Annotated in this window: 16 protein-coding genes; 9 read left to right on the forward strand and 7 right to left on the reverse strand. The window is 41.5% G+C overall.

Translation table 11 applies throughout. The features are described 5' to 3' along the window. Positions 1 to 178: 178 nt before the first annotated feature. A complete protein-coding gene (locus tag LRQ06_RS19790) occupies positions 179 to 1,087 on the reverse strand; it encodes an ABC transporter substrate-binding protein (protein ID WP_232768765.1) in 909 nt (302 codons plus the stop codon). A gap of 78 nt (positions 1,088 to 1,165) precedes the next feature. After that, positions 1,166 to 1,909, reverse strand: a complete 744-nt coding sequence (locus LRQ06_RS19795; protein WP_232768766.1) for a siderophore ferric iron reductase — start codon at positions 1,907 to 1,909, stop codon at positions 1,166 to 1,168. A gap of 193 nt (positions 1,910 to 2,102) precedes the next feature. Between LRQ06_RS19795 and LRQ06_RS19800 the strand changes: the two genes are divergently transcribed. Together LRQ06_RS19800 and fhuB are read left to right on the forward strand one after the other, a co-directional pair. Beyond that, positions 2,103 to 2,888 carry an ABC transporter ATP-binding protein gene (locus LRQ06_RS19800; RefSeq protein ID WP_232768767.1) on the forward strand — a complete coding sequence of 262 codons (786 nt, stop codon included), beginning with the start codon at positions 2,103 to 2,105 and terminating at the stop codon, positions 2,886 to 2,888. Between the two features lie 68 nt (positions 2,889 to 2,956). Further along, the gene (fhuB, locus tag LRQ06_RS19805) at positions 2,957 to 4,933 is read left to right on the forward strand and encodes a Fe(3+)-hydroxamate ABC transporter permease FhuB (protein ID WP_232768768.1); all 1,977 of its coding nucleotides are present in this window, start codon (positions 2,957 to 2,959) and stop codon (positions 4,931 to 4,933) included. Between the two features lie 31 nt (positions 4,934 to 4,964). Here the strand turns inward: fhuB and LRQ06_RS19810 are convergent, their stop codons facing one another. Continuing rightward, positions 4,965 to 5,561: a gamma carbonic anhydrase family protein gene (locus LRQ06_RS19810; protein ID WP_232768769.1), complete on the reverse strand. Its 597-nt coding sequence runs from the start codon at positions 5,559 to 5,561 to the stop codon at positions 4,965 to 4,967. 258 nt (positions 5,562 to 5,819) lie between these two features. Here LRQ06_RS19810 and LRQ06_RS19815 point away from each other — a divergent pair, with 258 nt between their 5' ends. The 7 genes from LRQ06_RS19815 to LRQ06_RS19845 all read left to right on the forward strand — a co-directional run bounded on the left by LRQ06_RS19815 (position 5,820) and on the right by LRQ06_RS19845 (position 14,037). Next, positions 5,820 to 7,286: a sensor domain-containing diguanylate cyclase gene (locus LRQ06_RS19815; protein WP_232768770.1), complete on the forward strand. Its 1,467-nt coding sequence runs from the start codon at positions 5,820 to 5,822 to the stop codon at positions 7,284 to 7,286. A 239-nt stretch (positions 7,287 to 7,525) separates the two neighbouring features. Then, positions 7,526 to 9,601 (forward strand): EAL domain-containing protein, encoded by a 2,076-nt coding sequence (locus tag LRQ06_RS19820; protein WP_232768771.1) that lies wholly within the window; start codon positions 7,526 to 7,528, stop codon positions 9,599 to 9,601. 239 nt (positions 9,602 to 9,840) lie between these two features. Continuing rightward, positions 9,841 to 10,170, forward strand: a complete 330-nt coding sequence (locus LRQ06_RS19825) for an ArsR/SmtB family transcription factor (RefSeq protein WP_232768772.1) — start codon at positions 9,841 to 9,843, stop codon at positions 10,168 to 10,170. Between the two features lie 17 nt (positions 10,171 to 10,187). After that, positions 10,188 to 11,678 (forward strand): MFS transporter, encoded by a 1,491-nt coding sequence (locus tag LRQ06_RS19830; RefSeq protein ID WP_232768773.1) that lies wholly within the window; start codon positions 10,188 to 10,190, stop codon positions 11,676 to 11,678. Positions 11,679 to 11,767: 89 nt separating this feature from the next. Beyond that, entirely contained in the window at positions 11,768 to 12,337 is a 570-nt protein-coding gene (locus tag LRQ06_RS19835; RefSeq protein WP_232768774.1) for a Crp/Fnr family transcriptional regulator, read from the forward strand. A gap of 68 nt (positions 12,338 to 12,405) precedes the next feature. Beyond that, positions 12,406 to 13,023 (forward strand): cysteine hydrolase family protein, encoded by a 618-nt coding sequence (locus LRQ06_RS19840; RefSeq protein WP_232768775.1) that lies wholly within the window; start codon positions 12,406 to 12,408, stop codon positions 13,021 to 13,023. Between the two features lie 117 nt (positions 13,024 to 13,140). After that, entirely contained in the window at positions 13,141 to 14,037 is an 897-nt protein-coding gene (locus LRQ06_RS19845) for a LysR family transcriptional regulator (RefSeq protein WP_232768776.1), read from the forward strand. 15 nt (positions 14,038 to 14,052) lie between these two features. On the opposite strand, the gene LRQ06_RS19850 is transcribed toward LRQ06_RS19845, so the two are convergent. The 4 genes from LRQ06_RS19850 to LRQ06_RS19865 all read right to left on the reverse strand — a co-directional run bounded on the left by LRQ06_RS19850 (position 14,053) and on the right by LRQ06_RS19865 (position 17,856). Beyond that, positions 14,053 to 14,484 carry a GNAT family N-acetyltransferase gene (locus tag LRQ06_RS19850; protein WP_232768777.1) on the reverse strand — a complete coding sequence of 144 codons (432 nt, stop codon included), beginning with the start codon at positions 14,482 to 14,484 and terminating at the stop codon, positions 14,053 to 14,055. A gap of 165 nt (positions 14,485 to 14,649) precedes the next feature. Beyond that, positions 14,650 to 15,894: a DNA/RNA non-specific endonuclease gene (locus tag LRQ06_RS19855; RefSeq protein WP_232768778.1), complete on the reverse strand. Its 1,245-nt coding sequence runs from the start codon at positions 15,892 to 15,894 to the stop codon at positions 14,650 to 14,652. 202 nt (positions 15,895 to 16,096) lie between these two features. Further along, positions 16,097 to 16,384 (reverse strand): YciI family protein, encoded by a 288-nt coding sequence (locus tag LRQ06_RS19860; RefSeq protein WP_232768779.1) that lies wholly within the window; start codon positions 16,382 to 16,384, stop codon positions 16,097 to 16,099. Between the two features lie 143 nt (positions 16,385 to 16,527). Then, on the reverse strand, positions 16,528 to 17,856 hold the full coding sequence (locus tag LRQ06_RS19865; protein ID WP_232768780.1) for a 6-phospho-beta-glucosidase: 1,329 nt from the start codon (positions 17,854 to 17,856) through the stop codon (positions 16,528 to 16,530). Between the last annotated feature and the right edge of the window lie 52 nt (positions 17,857 to 17,908).

The raw sequence follows: 17,908 nt of genomic DNA on the forward strand, positions 1-17,908 counted from the left end.
CTCCTTTCACTAAAAACCTGCCGTCAGATAATTAAAATATGAAGAGATAACAGCAGAATTTTGGATCGTAAATGATAATACTTATCGTTACAATTATTATTTACAATATGGTCAGCTATAATGCATTTTGAATTGAATTTATCTATCTGGAACGGATTAAGCTTCTGTCCTTTAATTACTAATACGAGATATTCAGGAGTGAATGAGTAATTGCCTTAGCAATATACTCAATTGAGATGGAACCACCGTATGTCCATACCGGGCCAACCGGACCGACATGATGCTTTTGAACAAACGGTAAGTAACGCCATAATGGCATTGATTTTAATTTCGCCTCATATTGGAACGGTTCCACATAGAGAACTATCCCATTATTTATCTTAGATAAATCAGTAATTGGCCGCTGCACTTGCCCCCATTGGGATGGCTGAATATCAAGCGCTGACTTTATTCCCAATTTTTTCAGTGCCGCCTCAACCGTTGAGTTTTTCCCGTAAACTCTGACATGTGACTCACTTGCAAAGCGAATTAATGTTGTTTCCGGGATATGAGAACCAAACTTTTTGTGTAACTGATCAGAAAGCTGCTTAATCTTTTTTTCTCGTCGGTCAAGTCGCTCTATAGCTTGTTGTTCTTTACCTAACGCCCGGGCTAACTCAATAAAGGAAGCATCTATTGCCTGTATGTTATTATGATCCTTTCTGAAATTATCAAAATACAGAACAGGCGCAATACTCTGTAACTGAGAAAGAAGTTGCTTCTGGCCTGAGCCGATAATAATTAAGTCTGGTTTTAAATGATAAAGCACTTCCAGATTAGGCTCGCTACGGCTACCAACATCCTGACTCTGCGGCAACTGAGGATGAACAACCCATTCTTGATAACCATTGATATCTGCAATGCCGAGAGGAACAACCCCCAACTCGATCACTTCTTCAGTCGCCCCCCAATTTAATGTGACCACTTTTTGTGCCGGCGCAACAAATTTATGTTGGCCCAGACTATCATTCACAGTGAATGCCCAACCAGAACATACATAAAATGTCAGAGACAAAATGATACCGGTTTTCAACATAATTCTTTTCATATCATACTCAATGTTTGGTTAATAACTTCCAATACTCATATTTACTGAGCTCCGCCGGTTGTAACATCAGACACTTTTTTAACTGCTGTGCCGTATACCCTTCCTTTGCCTCGGGCAAGTCGCACATAATGCCCCATTTTTCGTCCGAAAATGCAGGCAGCAGCCCTTTCTTTTTAGTCCAAGCGCCTTTTCACCATTTTCAGAAACAACCATCATAAAGCCACTTTGGTTACTCATTCCGGTGGCATTCAGCCAGCATTTTCCCAATGAGGACAACTGCTGATTATCCACATTAATTAACGACCCCCTCAACGAGAGTAATGTCGATAATAATCTGTCAGCAGCTAACCTTCGGGCCTCTTGTACCCTAATAGGGAAAAGCTGACAAACCTCACTAAGATAGTTATCCAGACAGCGTTTAAGCTGATGACCATTTATCTCAATAAGAGAGAACAAATCAGACTGAGAACAATCATTCAGAGAACCAACATCTAATGAATATCCACAAACGAAACTTCCTCGCATTCTCTGAGCAATTTGATCATGTTTAAGCTGCATTTTAAAAGCATGAGCAGCAAAGAGAGAAAGAAGGATTGGCTGCCAGGTTATCATTCCCCAGGTCCTGACTTGATGATACGCCCCACCGGCTTCAGGGTATTGTTCTTTAACCGATTGATATAAAGAGAGAATGAGATCCAGATTATTCTTCGTCAAACATAGTTCACTAACAGCAGGGGCTTTCACAACCCCTTCCATTTCCGGGACATACTGCTTAATCAGAGAAATAAACTGCGATTCAGGGGAATCGGATTTTTGAAACATAAGAGAACTTTACACGCAGACATTAATTCACCATACACAAAGTTAATGATAATAGCAATAATTCGTATTTTTATTAAAATGGGGTATTTAGGTGTAATTAAATCTGTTCATTAGATGATTTATCAGTAAAATACTCAATAAACGATAATGGAAACCATTATCATTAATATATAGATAAAAATTGAGGATCAGCATGTTCTCGCTCAGCAATATTAAAGTAATCCGTAATAGCAGAACTATTCTGTCTGTCGATCAACTCAATATTCCCACTGACAAACTCACTGTCATTCTGGGTCATAACGGCTCGGGGAAATCGACACTGGTCAATCTCTTATCAGGGCTGACCCAACCAGACAATGGAGAGATATATCTGGATGGTAAACCTATTAAATCGTTTACTACGAAAACACTTGCTAAATCCATTGCCTACTTACCTCAAAAACTACCAAACAGTGCTGGTTTAACTGTTCGTGAACTGGTTCGTTTAGGCCGCTTTCCATGGCGGGGACTGCTTGGCCGATGGAACAAAAATGATGAAAACGTAATAGCACAGGCCATAAATCAGGCCGGAATAAATGGTTTTTCTGACACTCTTGCTGATGAACTTTCAGGAGGAGAAAGGCAACGGGCATGGATTGCTATGCTACTTGCTCAGCAATCACCAATATTAATCTTAGACGAGCCGACATCAGCTCTGGACATCCACCATCAATTTCAGTTAATGACATTACTGACAAAACTAAACCACGACCAGCAACGTGGCATTATCGTCATTTTGCACGATCTGAATCTGACTCTTAGATTCGCTTCTCATGTCATCGCTTTAAAGCAGGGTACCATTGCATTTAATGGTTCCATAAAATCTCTTGCAAACGAAAAAAGGCTATCCAGTCTTTATCAGACACCAATAACTCTGATACCCCATCCCTCTCCTCAAAAGAATTCGGAAATAAATAAAGTGGCAGTGGTGTGCGCTTAATCGCTTCATCTCATCCCGGATAACCGGGCCATCACCAGACTGACAATAAATAATATGGCTTTTGCATCATGATTAAACGCTACCTTACGGGTATACTTGCATTGATTTGTATTTCTGTTGCAAGCTTACAGATTCAGCAAGTCTTGACCTTTCATCAGCAACTGAACTTAATTCTCACCCCTCATTTGGCTGGTTCCTTTGATGACATTAATTTCATTTATGCACAACTGCCCAGATTACTAATAGCAATCTGCGTTGGCGCGGTTTTGGGAACGGTGGGCAGCCTGATGCAGCAGCTCACCCAGAACCCGTTAATGTCACCTTTAACAATGGGCACATCATCCGGAGCCTGGCTTGCATTAGTTTGCATTAGTATCTGGTGGCCCAATTTATCGAGCAATTACAGTTCGGTAGCTGCAATGAGTGGTGCAATGATGGCCTTTGGCCTGATAATCATAATCGCCGGATTTCAGAATATGGCGGGCTTGCCTATCGTCATTTCAGGAATGGTCATTAATTTATTACTCGGAGCAATTGCCAGTGCTATTATTTTGCTAAACCAGCAATATGCAGAAACCGTGTTTATGTGGGGAGCCGGAGATCTGGCTCAAAATGGCTGGGATGGATTAACATGGTTATGGCCCAAATTATTAGTCGGGTTTACGTTATTCGCATTTGCGCCCAGACTATTATCCCTTCTCCGTCTCGGTAAGGATGGCGCAAAAGCACGGGGATTATCCGTTATACCTGTGTTTTTCATACTGATGTTAATAGGCATGTGGTTAATATCTGCTTCTATTACGGTTGTCGGACTGATTGGCTTTATCGGTTTGATATCGCCGAATTTAGCCAGATTATTGGGAGGTCGAACAGCCAGACAAGAGCTGATTATTAGTGCCATACTCGGCTCCATAATGCTTGTTATCACCGACACATTATCAATATGGTTAACGCATATATTTAATCAGGTCGTACCAAGTGGTGTTACTGCTGCAGCCATTGGCGCACCCGCTTTAATCTGGTTTAGCCGCAAACAATTAACGGCTCAGGACGCGCTCTCGGTATCCATTCCGAATTCAAGGCTATATTTCAGCAAAAATGGAACTGCCCTGATAGTGGCTGCTCTTTTGTTAGCCGCACTATTATACATAACATACCACCCAACTAACTCAAGCTGGTCTCTGATATGGCCAGATGAGTATCAATGGCAACTACGCTGGCCGAGAGCTCTGACATCGCTATCGGCAGGCATAGCTCTCGCTGTTGCCGGCGTTATTTTACAGCGGATTATCTACAACCCTCTGGCCAGTCCTGATATTCTCGGGATTTCTTCCGGAGCCACTTTCCTACTGGTCGTATCAACGCTTTTCATTAATCATAGTTTACCCGTAAATCAATGGCTAACCGCCTTTGCCGGGTGCGGAACCGTATTAATCGCGTTACTTCTCTTAGGGAAAAGGCATCAGTTCGCTCCGGCCAGCTTTGTGCTTACCGGAATATCAATAACGGCACTGCTACAGGCATTGGTTCAGTTTTCTCTTGCAAAAGGAAATCAGGATAGTTACCAAATTATACAATGGATGTCAGGATCAACTTATCGGGTCACAGATCAACAAGCGGTTCTTCTGGCCATTTTTACACTGTTATTAACGGTACTTGCTCTATTGTCATCCCGCTCGCTGACCCTGCTATCAATTGGGAGAGCATTTTCTCAGTCCCGTGGGCTTAACATTAACAAAACCACTATTTTCCTGTTCACTTTGGTTGCGTTACTTTGTGCAATCGTCACCGCGACACTGGGACCGATATCTTTCGTCGGACTGGTCGCTCCACACCTTGCCCATATGTTAGGTGCACGAAAAGTAAAATCACAAATAGCCGTTGCCAGCCTTATCGGAGGGACGTCAATGCTATGGGCTGACTGGCTCGGACAAGTCATTTTGTTTCCGAATCAAATTGCTGCAGGCACACTGGTTGCCATCATCGGAGCGTTGTATTTCCTGACACTGTTGATTTTTAATCGTATTGGTAAATCTAATTGCTAGTTTATAGAAAATACGTATCCACCGGCCCTTGTTAAGAAACAACGTCTGTATCACGATGAGTTCCAAGCTTTTCTGAAAGCTTGCGGGTAATGTTTTTCATCGAGGCTTCCGAACGATCTAATCCATAAACCTCTAACGGGAAATTCAGCGGCTTCTGAACTTCCCAAATTTCATCATGCTGTTCTGAAGGAAAAAGCTGTACCGGATCTCCTACGGCAACCCAGCCGATAGGAACGGTTTCACCCTCTGGTAAATGAGTTTTCAGATGAACAACTCCGTTAATGCGAACTTCACTGCCTTTCCCAAGTCTTGAAGAATGAAAGACAGAGGCTCCGGTTGCGATAAAAACTTCATCTTCTACCGTACAGCCTGCAACATGAGCAGTGGGACCAATAAGACAATTATTACCGATACTTAACGGATGATGTTCCATACTACGCAGCACTGCATTTTCCATGATAATACACTCATTGCCTATCGTTATTGAACCACTCTCTGCTATTATCTGAGCACCATACATAACACGGCAACCCGGTCCAATCTTGACATCACCATACACAACGGCACTCGGAGCGACCCATGCATCCGGATCAATTTCCGGCGTATTTCCATTGTGGCGAATTAACATCTCTGTCCTCCTGTGACTTTATTGACCAATCTATTAAAACACAGAGACCGAAAATCCAATAATTAAATAGACATTTTTTAACCAATTATGTGTACTAAAAACAACCGGAAATACCAATAAACTGAGAAATAACAATGCTAAAAGGTACTAAATCCGCTATACAGTTCAACGAAAATAAAGCAGTATAGGGCTGAATATTTTATTTGGGTTTATTATCAACAGTTATAAAAACCTCACGGTCTAAAAGTAGTATTTCGCATGGTAATAAAGACAGGAAGTCTGGATAGTATAAACGACAGCCAATCAGGCAGTCTTAATAATGAACTCCTAACCGCCATTCTGACTAGTGCCTCTGATTTGATCACCGGGCACGGGCTGCTTCATGGTATTAATCCCCTGCTGGAAGAATTGGGAAGAATTACGCAGGTAAGCCGGGTGTGGATCTTTCAGACACTGGAGCTACAAGATGACTATATTCTGCAGGATTACGTCTTCGAATGGGCGTCTGAAGAAAAATACATTCAAATCGGTCTTCCACACTTTAATCATTTTAAATCAGCCATTCATACTCTGGAATATTCTGATCTGATTAAAAGTCGCCAAAAAGGGGAATACCAGCATGTCATCACCAGCAAATTATCGGATTCCTGGCTGAAAACTTACCTCGAAAGTCAGAAAATACGCTCTATGCTCACCATTCCTATTATTGTTGAGAACCAATGGTGGGGAACATTAGGACTGGATGACTGTGAAAGGGCCATAGAGTGGTCAGCGACAGAAATTGTGCTTCTCAGAACAGCGAGCTTTTTTATATCAAGTGCCATAGTGCGGGATAACCTCCGTGTAAAAAGAAACCAGCTAAGTGTCCTCATGCAAAATACAACATGCAGCACATGGGAACTGGATATCCGGCGTGGGCATCTGTGGTGTACTTCGGAAATATTATCCCCCTCCTCCGACGTCGTTCATACTATTCATTTTAATCTCAGGCTCTGGTTAAGGAGAATTCATCCAGCATACAGACACCGGTTCCTTCAACAAGCCCGTAAATATATTTACAGCAAGAGCTCATCGTTCCGGTGCGATATCAAAATTTTGAGAAATGACGGAACGTATGGCTGGATAGAAGTCTCGGCAAATTCTGCAATTGATGTTCCCCAGCAAGATCCTGTCCTTGCTGGTATTTTCTGGGATATCACCGACAGAAAAGAGGGAGAAGTCCGTTTAGAACAGGAGGCCACGACCGATCCCCTAACGGGAGTACTGAACCGGAGAAAAATCAAACAGAAAATTGAGAGCTATCTATCACATATCCGAAGACATCAATCGTTTTTCACCCTGGCGATTGTGGATATTGATTACTTTAAAAGAATCAATGATACCTACGGACATCCGGTTGGAGACAAAGTCCTGTGCCACTTCACTAAAATCTGTCAGAAAGCGTTGAGAAAGAACGACAGTATTGCGCGCATTGGCGGAGAAGAGTTTGCTATTTTGTTACCTAAAACAGCTGAAACTACTGCTCTGGAAATGTGTCATTACATTAGAGACTCAATCAAAAACCACCCTTATATCCACCAGAATAAACCCATTACATATTCCGTCTCTATCGGTGCTTCCATCATACGAAATAATAATCTGAGCGTAGATAAGATCATAGAACAAACGGATAACGCGTTATATCAGGCCAAACATCATGGACGGGATCAGGTCGTACTAAAGTAAAACAAGCAATAATGTATGGATTGCGCTTCATATTCTACATACTGAAACTGACAACTCTATCAATGGATTATTAATATTTTTTATTAAATATCAATAATATAAAACCAAGATAATATTTTTGTCTTAACTGTAATACCACCTCTATCTTTTTTAAATTAAGCGTTAGTGATACTTATTTCACTATAAATTACGTGATAGCATAACTTGGTGTAAAAATGACCAATCCGGGAACGATTATAATGCGTAAGCCACTTTCGCTGGCAAAAATCTACAGCACAATAATAATAAGTGCCTTGGTCATCTCGAGCCTTTTTCAGCTGTTTGTTTTTTCAGACCAAAACACTACTTCTGTTTCGCTTCTGACCAAACCCGGTATTCAATATTTGATTGCGGGCCCGGTATCGGATAAAAAACAATTAACCCGGAGTAATCCGTCTCTCTCTCTGACATGCGATGCACGGGATCTGAACTCAATAACAATGTGTGGCATTGTTTTACTTTTCCCTGAAAATAAAACGACCCACGCATACCCATCCTTCCACTCTTATGACCGGATCACGGCAGACATTCAGGCTTCCGCCGAAACATCCCGGTACTCAGGAAAAGTCACCATTTTCATAAAAACGATTTATGACACCAGTAATCCATCAGTGGCTATGGAGAATACGAAATATCAGGCCGTTAAATTCAATCCTGAGAAAATACACGTTTTTAACCTGAATGATTTCAATGTCGAAAATTGGTGGCTGAATAAATATGATATCCCTTATAACCATTCCCACCGGGACTTGAACAATGTTGTCAGTCTGGAAGTGTATATCAGTGACATTCCACTGCTTCATGCCAGCCGCTATCAACTAAAGATACAAAATCTGGCATTAGTTGGCGATAAAATAAGCCAGAAAGAACTCTATCAGTGGATGTCAGCTCTGTGGCCAATATTAATTATCGCACTATTATTCCATTACTTTTTACATACCAGAATTCTCCTTAAGAAATCTAAAAAAATATTTTATACCGATAAAGAAACCGGATTTTTTAACATAGAGAAACTGGTCAGAGACTATTCAGACATCAGAGAAAAGAATTTTCAGATACATTCTTTGAAAATTATTAATTACAAATCTTTATGTGAAAAAATAGGCAAAAAAACCACATTAGATATCATTAATTTTACCTGGCATCGTTGTACTGTTGAATTGAATAAAAAAGAGCTGGTTGTATACCGGATCGATGATGACGAATTCATAATATTAAAAGAAGGTAAACCATTTACAAAGAAAAATTATAACCTATTATTTGACCTGTGTTCACTTGGTATAAACATCAGTAACACCGGACAGTTTTCACTTGATATCGTACTTGGTGTTATCGATGCCGAACACATACCAGAGACGGCTCAGCAACTGATTGAAAACAGTAAACTTGTCACCAGTTATGCTAAAAGTCATTCTCAGAAGCTGGTCCACTACGGCATTGAACCATTAAAGGTACACAGAGAAGAATTATTTATACTTAATAGTATGAAAAAGTCTATGAGAACAGATAGTTTTTACCTGCAATTCATGCCAATTTATAATCGTAAAAAAAAGAAAATAAGCGGTGTTGAAACAATTTTAAGAAGCCACTCTTTGGATCTGTCCGCTTATTCTCCGGAAACATATATTAATATAGCCGAGAGATATGGGTATATTAAAACTATCGACTTATGGGTTATTGAAGAAACATTTAAAGTCATCAATCAATATAATGATATTATTGGTCAAAAACTTCGATTCTCGATTAATATTTCATTCAGAGAAATGCTGGATAACTCTTTTATTGATAACTTTAAAAAGTTACTAAAAATATATAATATCAATACTTCTATTTTATGCTTAGAAATCACAGAAACCTTTTTTGTTGATATCAATCCATATGAAATTAGAAACATAAAAGAATTACGAGATTTAGGATGCTCCATCTCTCTCGATGATTTCGGGACCGGCTACACGTCATTTCCATCATTGCTTAAACTTCCGGCTAACGAAATAAAAATTGATAAAAGTTATGTATCCAAATTAGGCGAACCACACTACGACATCCTGATTCAGTCATTCATTAATATCGCCCAAATATACAATTACGATGTGGTTGCAGAAGGCATAGAAACAAAAGAGCAACTTGAAAAGCTATATCAAATGGGATGTAATCATTTCCAGGGTTATTACATCAATAAGCCTGCCGATTTTTCTAAAATTATCGAAAACTGCCTGGTTCAGGGACCTCAAACTCCCGAAATGTCAGATACAACTGAACCAGTTGTCCAGTATTAACACCATAAGCATTTTCGTTCTTCAGTATTACCTAATCCCCTTTCCATCCGATAATAAGCCTATAAATGATAACCGGATAAGAGAGTTACTATCTCCAAAATGATTCTTGACATAGCATCTGTTCAGAATTACTTTATTAGATAGTTAGATAATTATCTAACTATCTAATAAAGTAATAAAAACTTTTTACTATATAAACAGATAAAAAATAGACAGATACAAAAAAATATTAGGACATTATGAAAAGAAGACTTCCTCAGCCAACGACTGATTCAATTGATATGACCTCATTATTATCTGCACTGGCAGATCCTGTGAGACGGCACTTAATACGGGTTCTTGCTCAACATACTGAACCTTTCGAGTGTGGAGTTGTTGCACAAGATTTGGAATTAACAAAAGCAACCCTATCTCATCACTGGAAAGTGTTGCGCGAAGCCGGATTAACAACGACATCAGTTCAAGGCCGTACCCGCTTAATTAGCATTCGCAAAGCCGATATTGAACAACGGTTTCCGGGATTACTCGATGCTATTTTGCATGCGAAGGAAGATAGCTTCCAAAAATAGTTTTTAAGGAAAGTATAATGTCACACATAGAACAATCAGACACTGCGTTGAGTTCTGAAAATATATTTTTTTCTGAATCAGAGAGCATCAAACCATGGCCTGCATTCTGGGCTGTTTCCATTGGTTTTTTTATGATTATGCTTGATACCACTATCATTGCAGTTGCTCAGCCAAACATTCAAATCGCTTTACAGACATCACTCAACTCTGTCATTTGGGTCAACAGTTCATATTTACTTGCCTATTCAGTCCCTATGTTGCTTTCTGGTCGGCTGGGAGACCGCTTCAGCCCCCGTAACATATACATTTTAGGCATTATCATTTTTACCTTCTCCAGCATTTTATGTGGTTTATCAAACACGATTTCCCTTCTTATTGTCGCCAGAGTATTTCAAGGAATAGGAGCAGCATTAATGGGACCACAAACACTCTCCGTGATAAACAGGGTTTTTCCTGTTGGTGCAAGAGGTCCCGCTTTAGCCACATGGGGAGCAGTATCAGGATTAGCTACATTTTCAGGTCCATTACTCGGTGGCGTTATTGTTGCCTTTCTCGGATGGCAATGGATTTTCTTCGTAAATGTTCCCTTGGGTATCATCGCTATTCCATTAACTCTGCGGTATATTCCTAAGTTTTCCCCCAATTCTCACAGGTTCGATATACCGGGAGTTCTATTAAGTGGTATCGGATTATTTGGCTTGGTGTTCTCCATTCAACAGGGACAAGAACTACACTGGAATATCGCTATATGGACAATATTGTCTATTTCTATCATTTCTCTTTTCTGTTTTATCCAATCACAAAAGAGCCGTGAGAATGAAGCTTTGGTTCCATTATCACTGTTTAGGACGCAGGATTTCTCCATTAGCGTCCTTTCTTTATTCATGATTTCTATTGCCGTAAACGCGCAAATTGTTCCTGTTATGTACTTTCTGCAAAGAATTGATGGCTGCTCGCCTCTGACGACAGCAATGCTGACAGTTTCAATGCCTGCTTGTGGTGTTATATTAGCCAGCAAAGTAGGACGCATTATTGGGAAAGTAACTGCTCCATATGTTGTTTTTCCAGCGTTTATAGTGACTGCATTTGGTGCCTTATTCCTAATGCTGGCTATGATGCCCGAACGTCCCGTTTGGTTAATCACAATTGGATATGGTATTTTTGGAATAGGGGCCGCCTTTATCTGGTCCCCTCTTGCCGCGTACGCAACCAGAAATGTACCGGAAACATTGCAAGGAGCCGCATCTGGTGTTTTTAACACATTTCGCATACTGGGGGCTGTGTTAGGTAATTCTCTTATTGCCTTTGTAATAGAAGACCGATTAAGAAATATAAATATCATTAATTCGATTGATAACTCACCACTGGTTATTTCTCCTGCTGATGGTCTACGTTTACATTATGCAATTTCACTTATTGATTCTGTATGGCTTCCTATTGTCACTTTACTGGCCGGAGCATTTATATCTCTGTTTCTGAGTAAGAAAGTCGTTCAACGCAAAGTTTAACCATATACACTGATTTCATATCTTCCTCATATTTTAGTAAGTTTAACCCCTTAAATTTAATCATAAAAATTACTATCAGGTGTAATAACATGACTTATCCAGACTACCAGAACGTCTTGACTGAATCCGGTTTAAGTACAAATGAAATAAAACACTTATTCTCATCTTTCAAAGCATCAGACTATGAAAAAGATCAGCACCTGCTGAAAACCGGTGAGATCTTTGACCATGTTTACCTGATTCAACATGGTGCGATACGCATGTATTATCTGACCCCGGAAGGACAGGAAAGTAATAAACTTTTTTTCTTTGAAAACCATCTGGTTTTCCCTGTCGCTCCCATTGCCCGGGATAAACCCAGTTTATTTGGTATCGCAGCCTGCGAGCATACCCGGGTCTTACAGTTGCCTTTTCATGATTTCAAATCCAGACTGGAATCATTCAATGCATGGGAATACTTTTATCTTCGCTATCTTGAGTGGCTGGTTAACGAAAAAGTCAGCAGAGAACACCGTTTACTAACCCTGAATAAAAAACAAAGAATTCAGGATCTGGCGGCCAATGAATCCCGCCTCTTCAACCGAATCAATGACTACCAAATCGCAAGTTATTTAGGTATGAGCCCCGTGACGTTCTCCCGGTTAAAACACAGCCCTTAACATTTGATAAGGCACCCATTCACTCTCTGCCGTAATCTGTAAAAAACAGTCCAACAGGAGAAGACACAATGGAAAAGGTAGATTTGCAGCCCGACCAGACGGCATTGGTACTCATTGAATACCAGAATGAATGGGTAAGTGAACGGGGAAACCTTCGTAATAAATTGGTGCAGGACAAAGAGGCGTTTGCCGGTGCCATTGAAAAATCGAAAGACGTTCTGACGGCATCCAGAGAAAAAGGGTATCTCATTATTCATGTTACTCTGCAGCCGGACAATAACTATCTGATTTTTGGTAATGCTTCCTATGGAATGAGACATGCAATCCCGGCGAATAAAACCTGGCAGGGATTTCAGGGAGAAATTCATCCTGACTTTAAACCCGAAAACGGCGAGCATGTCATTACCGGGCGAACCGGAGCCAGTGCCTTTTCCGGCAGTAATCTGGATAGTGTGTTAAGAAACAATCGCATTCACAACCTGATTTTGATCGGGTTTGCGACTCATGTATGTGTCGAGTCAACACTAAGGGCAGCACACGATTTAGGGTACAATACCTTTGTGATCACCGAGGCAACCGGTGCTTTTTCCAATGCACAGAAAAAACATTTCAGCCAACATATTGTCAGACATTTTGGGAAAGAGCTTTCCGTCCAAAATTTACTTGAGCCAACAGCCTCGCAATAATAACGTTTTGAATATACAGACATAGCAGAGGCTTTGCTGACCGGCAGATATATTTTCTGGTTTTCATAACTGAGTGTTAAGATGATGCCCGGTAACCAATGACATGGAATTATCACAATGATCGACTCAATGAAAGTCTTCTGTATGGTAGTGAAAAAAAACGGCTTTCGTGCCGCAGCCAGTGAGTTAGATATCTCACCAGCGATGGTCAGCCGTCATATTAATAAACTGGAATACCAGCTAAAGACTTCATTGTTAAAACGAAATACCCGTTCAATTACACTGACCGTTTCAGGGCAGATGTTTTTTGACCACTGTGGAAACATTCTCAGTTTATACGATCAGTGTCTGAATCAGATCTCAGGAGAAAACAATACCCTCAGTGGCAATCTTAAGGTCGGCGTACCTCACTCCATCAGTCAGTTACACGTGATACCAGCACTGGAGCAATTTTACCGGTCTCACCCGAACCTGACTCTGGATATCATTGCCGGTAACCATTCACTGGAACTCTTTAGTCACGGATATGATCTGGCACTGCATTGCGGGCCTCTCCCGGACTCCACGCTTTACTACACATTGATTGGCTATTGGGGAAAACATACCGTTGCTTCACAAGCCTATTTGGATCAACACGGAACACCGCAACACCCGGATGACCTGCATAAACACAACTGCCTGCTACATTTTGACAACCAATCGAAAGCATGGAGATATACCATTGACCGGAAAGAGGTCGATATGCCCGTATTCGGACAGACCAGAATTAATAACAGTCTGGATTTATACCAGATGGCACTCAACGGATTAGGGATTGCCTATCTGCCGGATTTTACTGTCGGGCAGGCAATTGAGGACCGAAAACTGGTCAATGTGTTGACGGAATACATGCCACCACCGTTACCCATGTTCGTGGTGCATATCAACCCGAGACCATCCAAACGGGAACAGGTGTTTATCGATTTTATCAAACAGCTCTCTCTGGCCAAATGCCCCGTTCCCGGCTCAAAATAACGCCATCATTAACCCCTAATCCGTCAAAGACTTACACAGATATTTGGGGGAATCAACGTACCCTTGCCGGTAGTAAAAACGATGCGCATCCACACGCCGGGAATGACTGTGCACTTCCATACGATCACAACCCCGTTGTTTCGCGAGTTCCACGGCTTTTTCTTCAAGCAGTGCACCGATTCCGCCATTACGGGCTTCTTCCGATACGCATAACGCACTGATACGGCAATAGTCACCAGCCAGAGCAATCTGAGGAATAAAGTGCAGAGAGATAACCCCCAGAATGCTTCCATCATCAACGGCTACAAGTAGCTCAGCATCACGATGAGCCAACAACTGTTCAATTCTGCGTTCAATAAAAGGCTGAGTACCCGGATAACCAAGAGATGCTAACAAATCTGAAATAACCGGAGCGTCGGTAATCTGCGGGGACTTAATTTCAATCATTTATCACTTCTCCAAAAAATAAAAATAGCAGTACAAATTTCCAGTCAACGAATTAAAGGATACATATGTAGAAACCGGGACCCTCTGAATACTGAATCACACGCGACCACCAGAAACAACCACTATCTGACTATCTACAGATGATCAGATAGTGGTTAAACCGGACTATTCTAAAAGCCGGGCCGGTGTCACGAACCGGATGATATCGGTATTAAGCCCTGTAGGTTCATAATGCACCCAATCAATACGGGCATCATGGCTGTCCTTCAAAACCAACATACTGTTGTCTTTCGGGTCGTAGCCGGTCAGCAGAATATTCACCGACTCACCGCAATTCAATGTAACCGCAGGAACAGCAAATTGTTTACCCTTTCCCGATAACACAAACCAACCACTGATATCGATGGGCTGAGTTCCCATATTCATCAATGTCAGAGCCGGTTCCTGTTCACTAAGATTCAGCAATGTAATAAAAATATCAACAATATCATCTTTCACGGTTTGCCGTGTATCACCATGACCAATGACATCCGATGGATTAAAGACTTCGATACGTTCAGGAGTATGAACAATATTAAGACTGTTATCCGGATCCGGGGCATTGTATTTCAGTGGATTAGCCTCATAAAGCTGCTCATCAAATACCAACCCGGTCTGAACTTCCACTTCCATCAGAGACACCTGATAAGTCATTGAATCAAAACTGGGCTGAGAAGACGCATTCTTATCTTTCATGCTAAAGCTGTCCTGCTCGACAATAAATGCCCGGCATTCAAGCTGACCCTTTTTGTTTTTGTATGCAAGCACTTTAAAAAAAGCAGAAGGAATGCGGACGATATCTCTGCCCTGAGGCTGAATGGTCCGGTCATAGTCACCGTAAATACACCCGTTAAAACTCAGAATTTTACCGTCTGAATCCATATCCCATTCTTTAGCGGAATTTTCCAGAGCCAGCCACTCGTCCTGATTAAGACAGCAATGCTGTAAAGCGGCATTAGTATAAAAGAACGTGCTGTTCGCACTTCGCTGTGCTTCTGTTCGGGTATCTCCCCATCCGGCAGTTGAACGGCGGGCTAAATGGCCTCTGTCCCAGGGATTATTGATGTAGTAATCATTATCCAGTTGGTCATCGTAACCAATCCGGCTATCCAGTTGCCAGCGTCTGGCCCGCTTTGTTTGCTTAAACTTTTCCTGATCAAACATAAATGCCACAACGGCTGCCGAACGTTTTTGCGGGTCGGCATTCATTACCACCGAATACTTCTCATAATCCAGGATGTAGCCGTCTCTCAGATCTGCATCAAATAGAATTTCGGATGACAATTCTGCACTCGGCGTTGGAATTGCTATCGTATAGCCATCTAAAAAATCTTCGTCATAACCCATTTTTCTTGCTGTCACTGCCGCCATCGATCTGCTCCTGTTCTTCCTTAGATGAATGTTCAATATGTAATTTAAGGCATATAAATGAATCAGAAATGACAGCGGCTAGAAAATCACCGAAATAAGCTGGAACGATCATGCATAAAACGAATAAATTCTGTATGGACAAACTTAACCTGCCCATTTCATAGGCTTCATCGTTTAAAAACAGACAGGTTCAGAACCTGAATTACTGACGTAAAAAATCAAGTTCAGGACAGGTTTTAGAAGGAATAAACTCAATGACATCATATTTTGCAACACCATTTTGATAAAACGGGTCCTGCTCTAATAATACATCCAGTTTTGCTCTGCTTTCCGCATTAGCCAGAATAACGCCACCGTTACGAGGCTCTTTCCGGCCAGAAGCCAGAAAGACACCCGACGCATACTGCTTATCCAGATAATCCCGGTGTTCTCCCACAAACTGGTCAACTTTCGTTAATTCGCAGACATAAGTTAAAGAAACGATAAACATAGATTGTTCTCCTCAATTGATAATGTATTTTATACCAACGCCTCTGAATACAACGTCTTCAGAAGGTCTGGAGATATCTTACGAAAACCGGGAGAACAAACCAGACCGGATGCAGGAACACTCTGTTTCACATTATTAAACAATCAGTTCTCATTCAGTAAATGCTGAAATTGTGGCAGGTAAGCCGCATTTTCTCGCACCGTCTCCATCAATGCGTCATCCAAAACCATTCCGGTATTCACAATCGGATTCAGGATCAGCGCCCTTTTTGCATCATTCAGATTGCCCGTGACCGCAGCGTTAACGGTCAGTGACTCGTATTCTTTCATCAGTTGAATCATGCGTAATGTATCCGTCGGGAAAGGGGCAACATTCAGGGGAAGTGGTCCGCTCTTTGTGATAACAGAACTCACCTCGACAACACAATCATCAGGCAAATCATTAATCGCCCCGTTATTTCTTGTATTTACATGCATGATGGTGCGCTTATCGTTATAAATCGATGACATCAACTCACATGCGGCCTCAGAGTAATACTGACCACCCCGTTTTTCCAATTCTTTGGGTTTTTCATTCAGCGACGGATTTTTATAAATATCGAACAGCTTACGTTCCATGGCTTTCACGACTTCTCCACGGGTTCCTTCGCCATCCGCTTCGGCCATTTCCTGACGCATGATGTCATCACTGAGGTAATAATAACGAAGGTACGCACAGGGGATCATTTTCATGTTTCTCAGAAGATCTTCCGGCCACGCAAAAGGAGGAATGTTGCTCGGAACCAGGTAATCCCGGCCCTTAAGAATTTCGTCAACCACAATATCCAGCTTATCAACACCCTGATGTAAGATCTGACGAGCCCAGATGAGATGATTCAACCCGGCTACCTGCATAACAAACTCGTTTTCATCGGCATTAAGTAATCTGGCAACGCCTTTTTGCATTATCACCGGGACATTACACAAACCAACCGCTTTCACATTGGTGTGTTTTAAAATGGCTTCCGTCACCATCCCGGAAGGATTGGTAAAGTTCAGTAACCATGCATCCGGACATAGCTGCTCTATTTCACGACAAATATCCAGAGCAACAGGGATGGTTCGGCAAGCATTGGCAAATCCACCTAGCCCATTAGTTTCCTGACCAATCATCCCATATTTTAAAGAAATCCGTTCATCACGAATGCGCCCGTCCAGACACCCCGCCCGGAATTGAGAGCAGATGAAATCCGCGTTCTCTAATGCCGCTTTTCGGTCCAGAGTCACTTCAACCCGAATTTCTAATCCTTCACGCTGAATCATCCGACGGGTAAGATCGGCGATAATCGTCACTTTTTCCAGCCCATCTTCGATATCAACTAACCACAATTCGGCTACCGGTAACTCATGCTTTCTTTTTAAAAGTCCCTCGATAAGCTCCGGAGTATAACTGGATCCGGCACCGATAACCGCGATTTTTAGCTGCTTGTTCATAGTGTTCCCCTGCCTTATGGATAAGTCAGGTTAATTTCACAGTAAATTTCAA

This window comes from Vibrio salinus (assembly GCF_021272385.1).
Classification (GTDB): domain Bacteria; phylum Pseudomonadota; class Gammaproteobacteria; order Enterobacterales; family Vibrionaceae; genus Vibrio; species Vibrio salinus.

Bases quoted from the DNA above. Each gene is read 5' to 3' on its own strand.
- LRQ06_RS19795 (WP_232768766.1), bottom strand. From the start codon at position 1,909: ATGTTTCAAAAATCCGATTCCCCTGAATCGCAGTTTATTTCTCTGATT.
- LRQ06_RS19835 (WP_232768774.1), top strand. From the start codon at position 11,768: ATGACTTATCCAGACTACCAGAACGTCTTGACTGAATCCGGTTTAAGT.
- LRQ06_RS19810 (WP_232768769.1), bottom strand. From the start codon at position 5,561: ATGTTAATTCGCCACAATGGAAATACGCCGGAAATTGATCCGGATGCA.
- LRQ06_RS19850 (WP_232768777.1), bottom strand. From the start codon at position 14,484: ATGATTGAAATTAAGTCCCCGCAGATTACCGACGCTCCGGTTATTTCA.
- LRQ06_RS19840 (WP_232768775.1), top strand. From the start codon at position 12,406: ATGGAAAAGGTAGATTTGCAGCCCGACCAGACGGCATTGGTACTCATT.
- LRQ06_RS19825 (WP_232768772.1), top strand. From the start codon at position 9,841: ATGAAAAGAAGACTTCCTCAGCCAACGACTGATTCAATTGATATGACC.
- LRQ06_RS19860 (WP_232768779.1), bottom strand. From the start codon at position 16,384: ATGTTTATCGTTTCTTTAACTTATGTCTGCGAATTAACGAAAGTTGAC.
- LRQ06_RS19845 (WP_232768776.1), top strand. From the start codon at position 13,141: ATGATCGACTCAATGAAAGTCTTCTGTATGGTAGTGAAAAAAAACGGC.
- LRQ06_RS19865 (WP_232768780.1), bottom strand. From the start codon at position 17,856: ATGAACAAGCAGCTAAAAATCGCGGTTATCGGTGCCGGATCCAGTTAT.
- LRQ06_RS19830 (WP_232768773.1), top strand. From the start codon at position 10,188: ATGTCACACATAGAACAATCAGACACTGCGTTGAGTTCTGAAAATATA.
- fhuB (WP_232768768.1), top strand. From the start codon at position 2,957: ATGATTAAACGCTACCTTACGGGTATACTTGCATTGATTTGTATTTCT.
- LRQ06_RS19800 (WP_232768767.1), top strand. From the start codon at position 2,103: ATGTTCTCGCTCAGCAATATTAAAGTAATCCGTAATAGCAGAACTATT.
- LRQ06_RS19855 (WP_232768778.1), bottom strand. From the start codon at position 15,894: ATGGCGGCAGTGACAGCAAGAAAAATGGGTTATGACGAAGATTTTTTA.
- LRQ06_RS19815 (WP_232768770.1), top strand. From the start codon at position 5,820: ATGGTAATAAAGACAGGAAGTCTGGATAGTATAAACGACAGCCAATCA.
- LRQ06_RS19790 (WP_232768765.1), bottom strand. From the start codon at position 1,087: ATGAAAAGAATTATGTTGAAAACCGGTATCATTTTGTCTCTGACATTT.
- LRQ06_RS19820 (WP_232768771.1), top strand. From the start codon at position 7,526: ATGCGTAAGCCACTTTCGCTGGCAAAAATCTACAGCACAATAATAATA.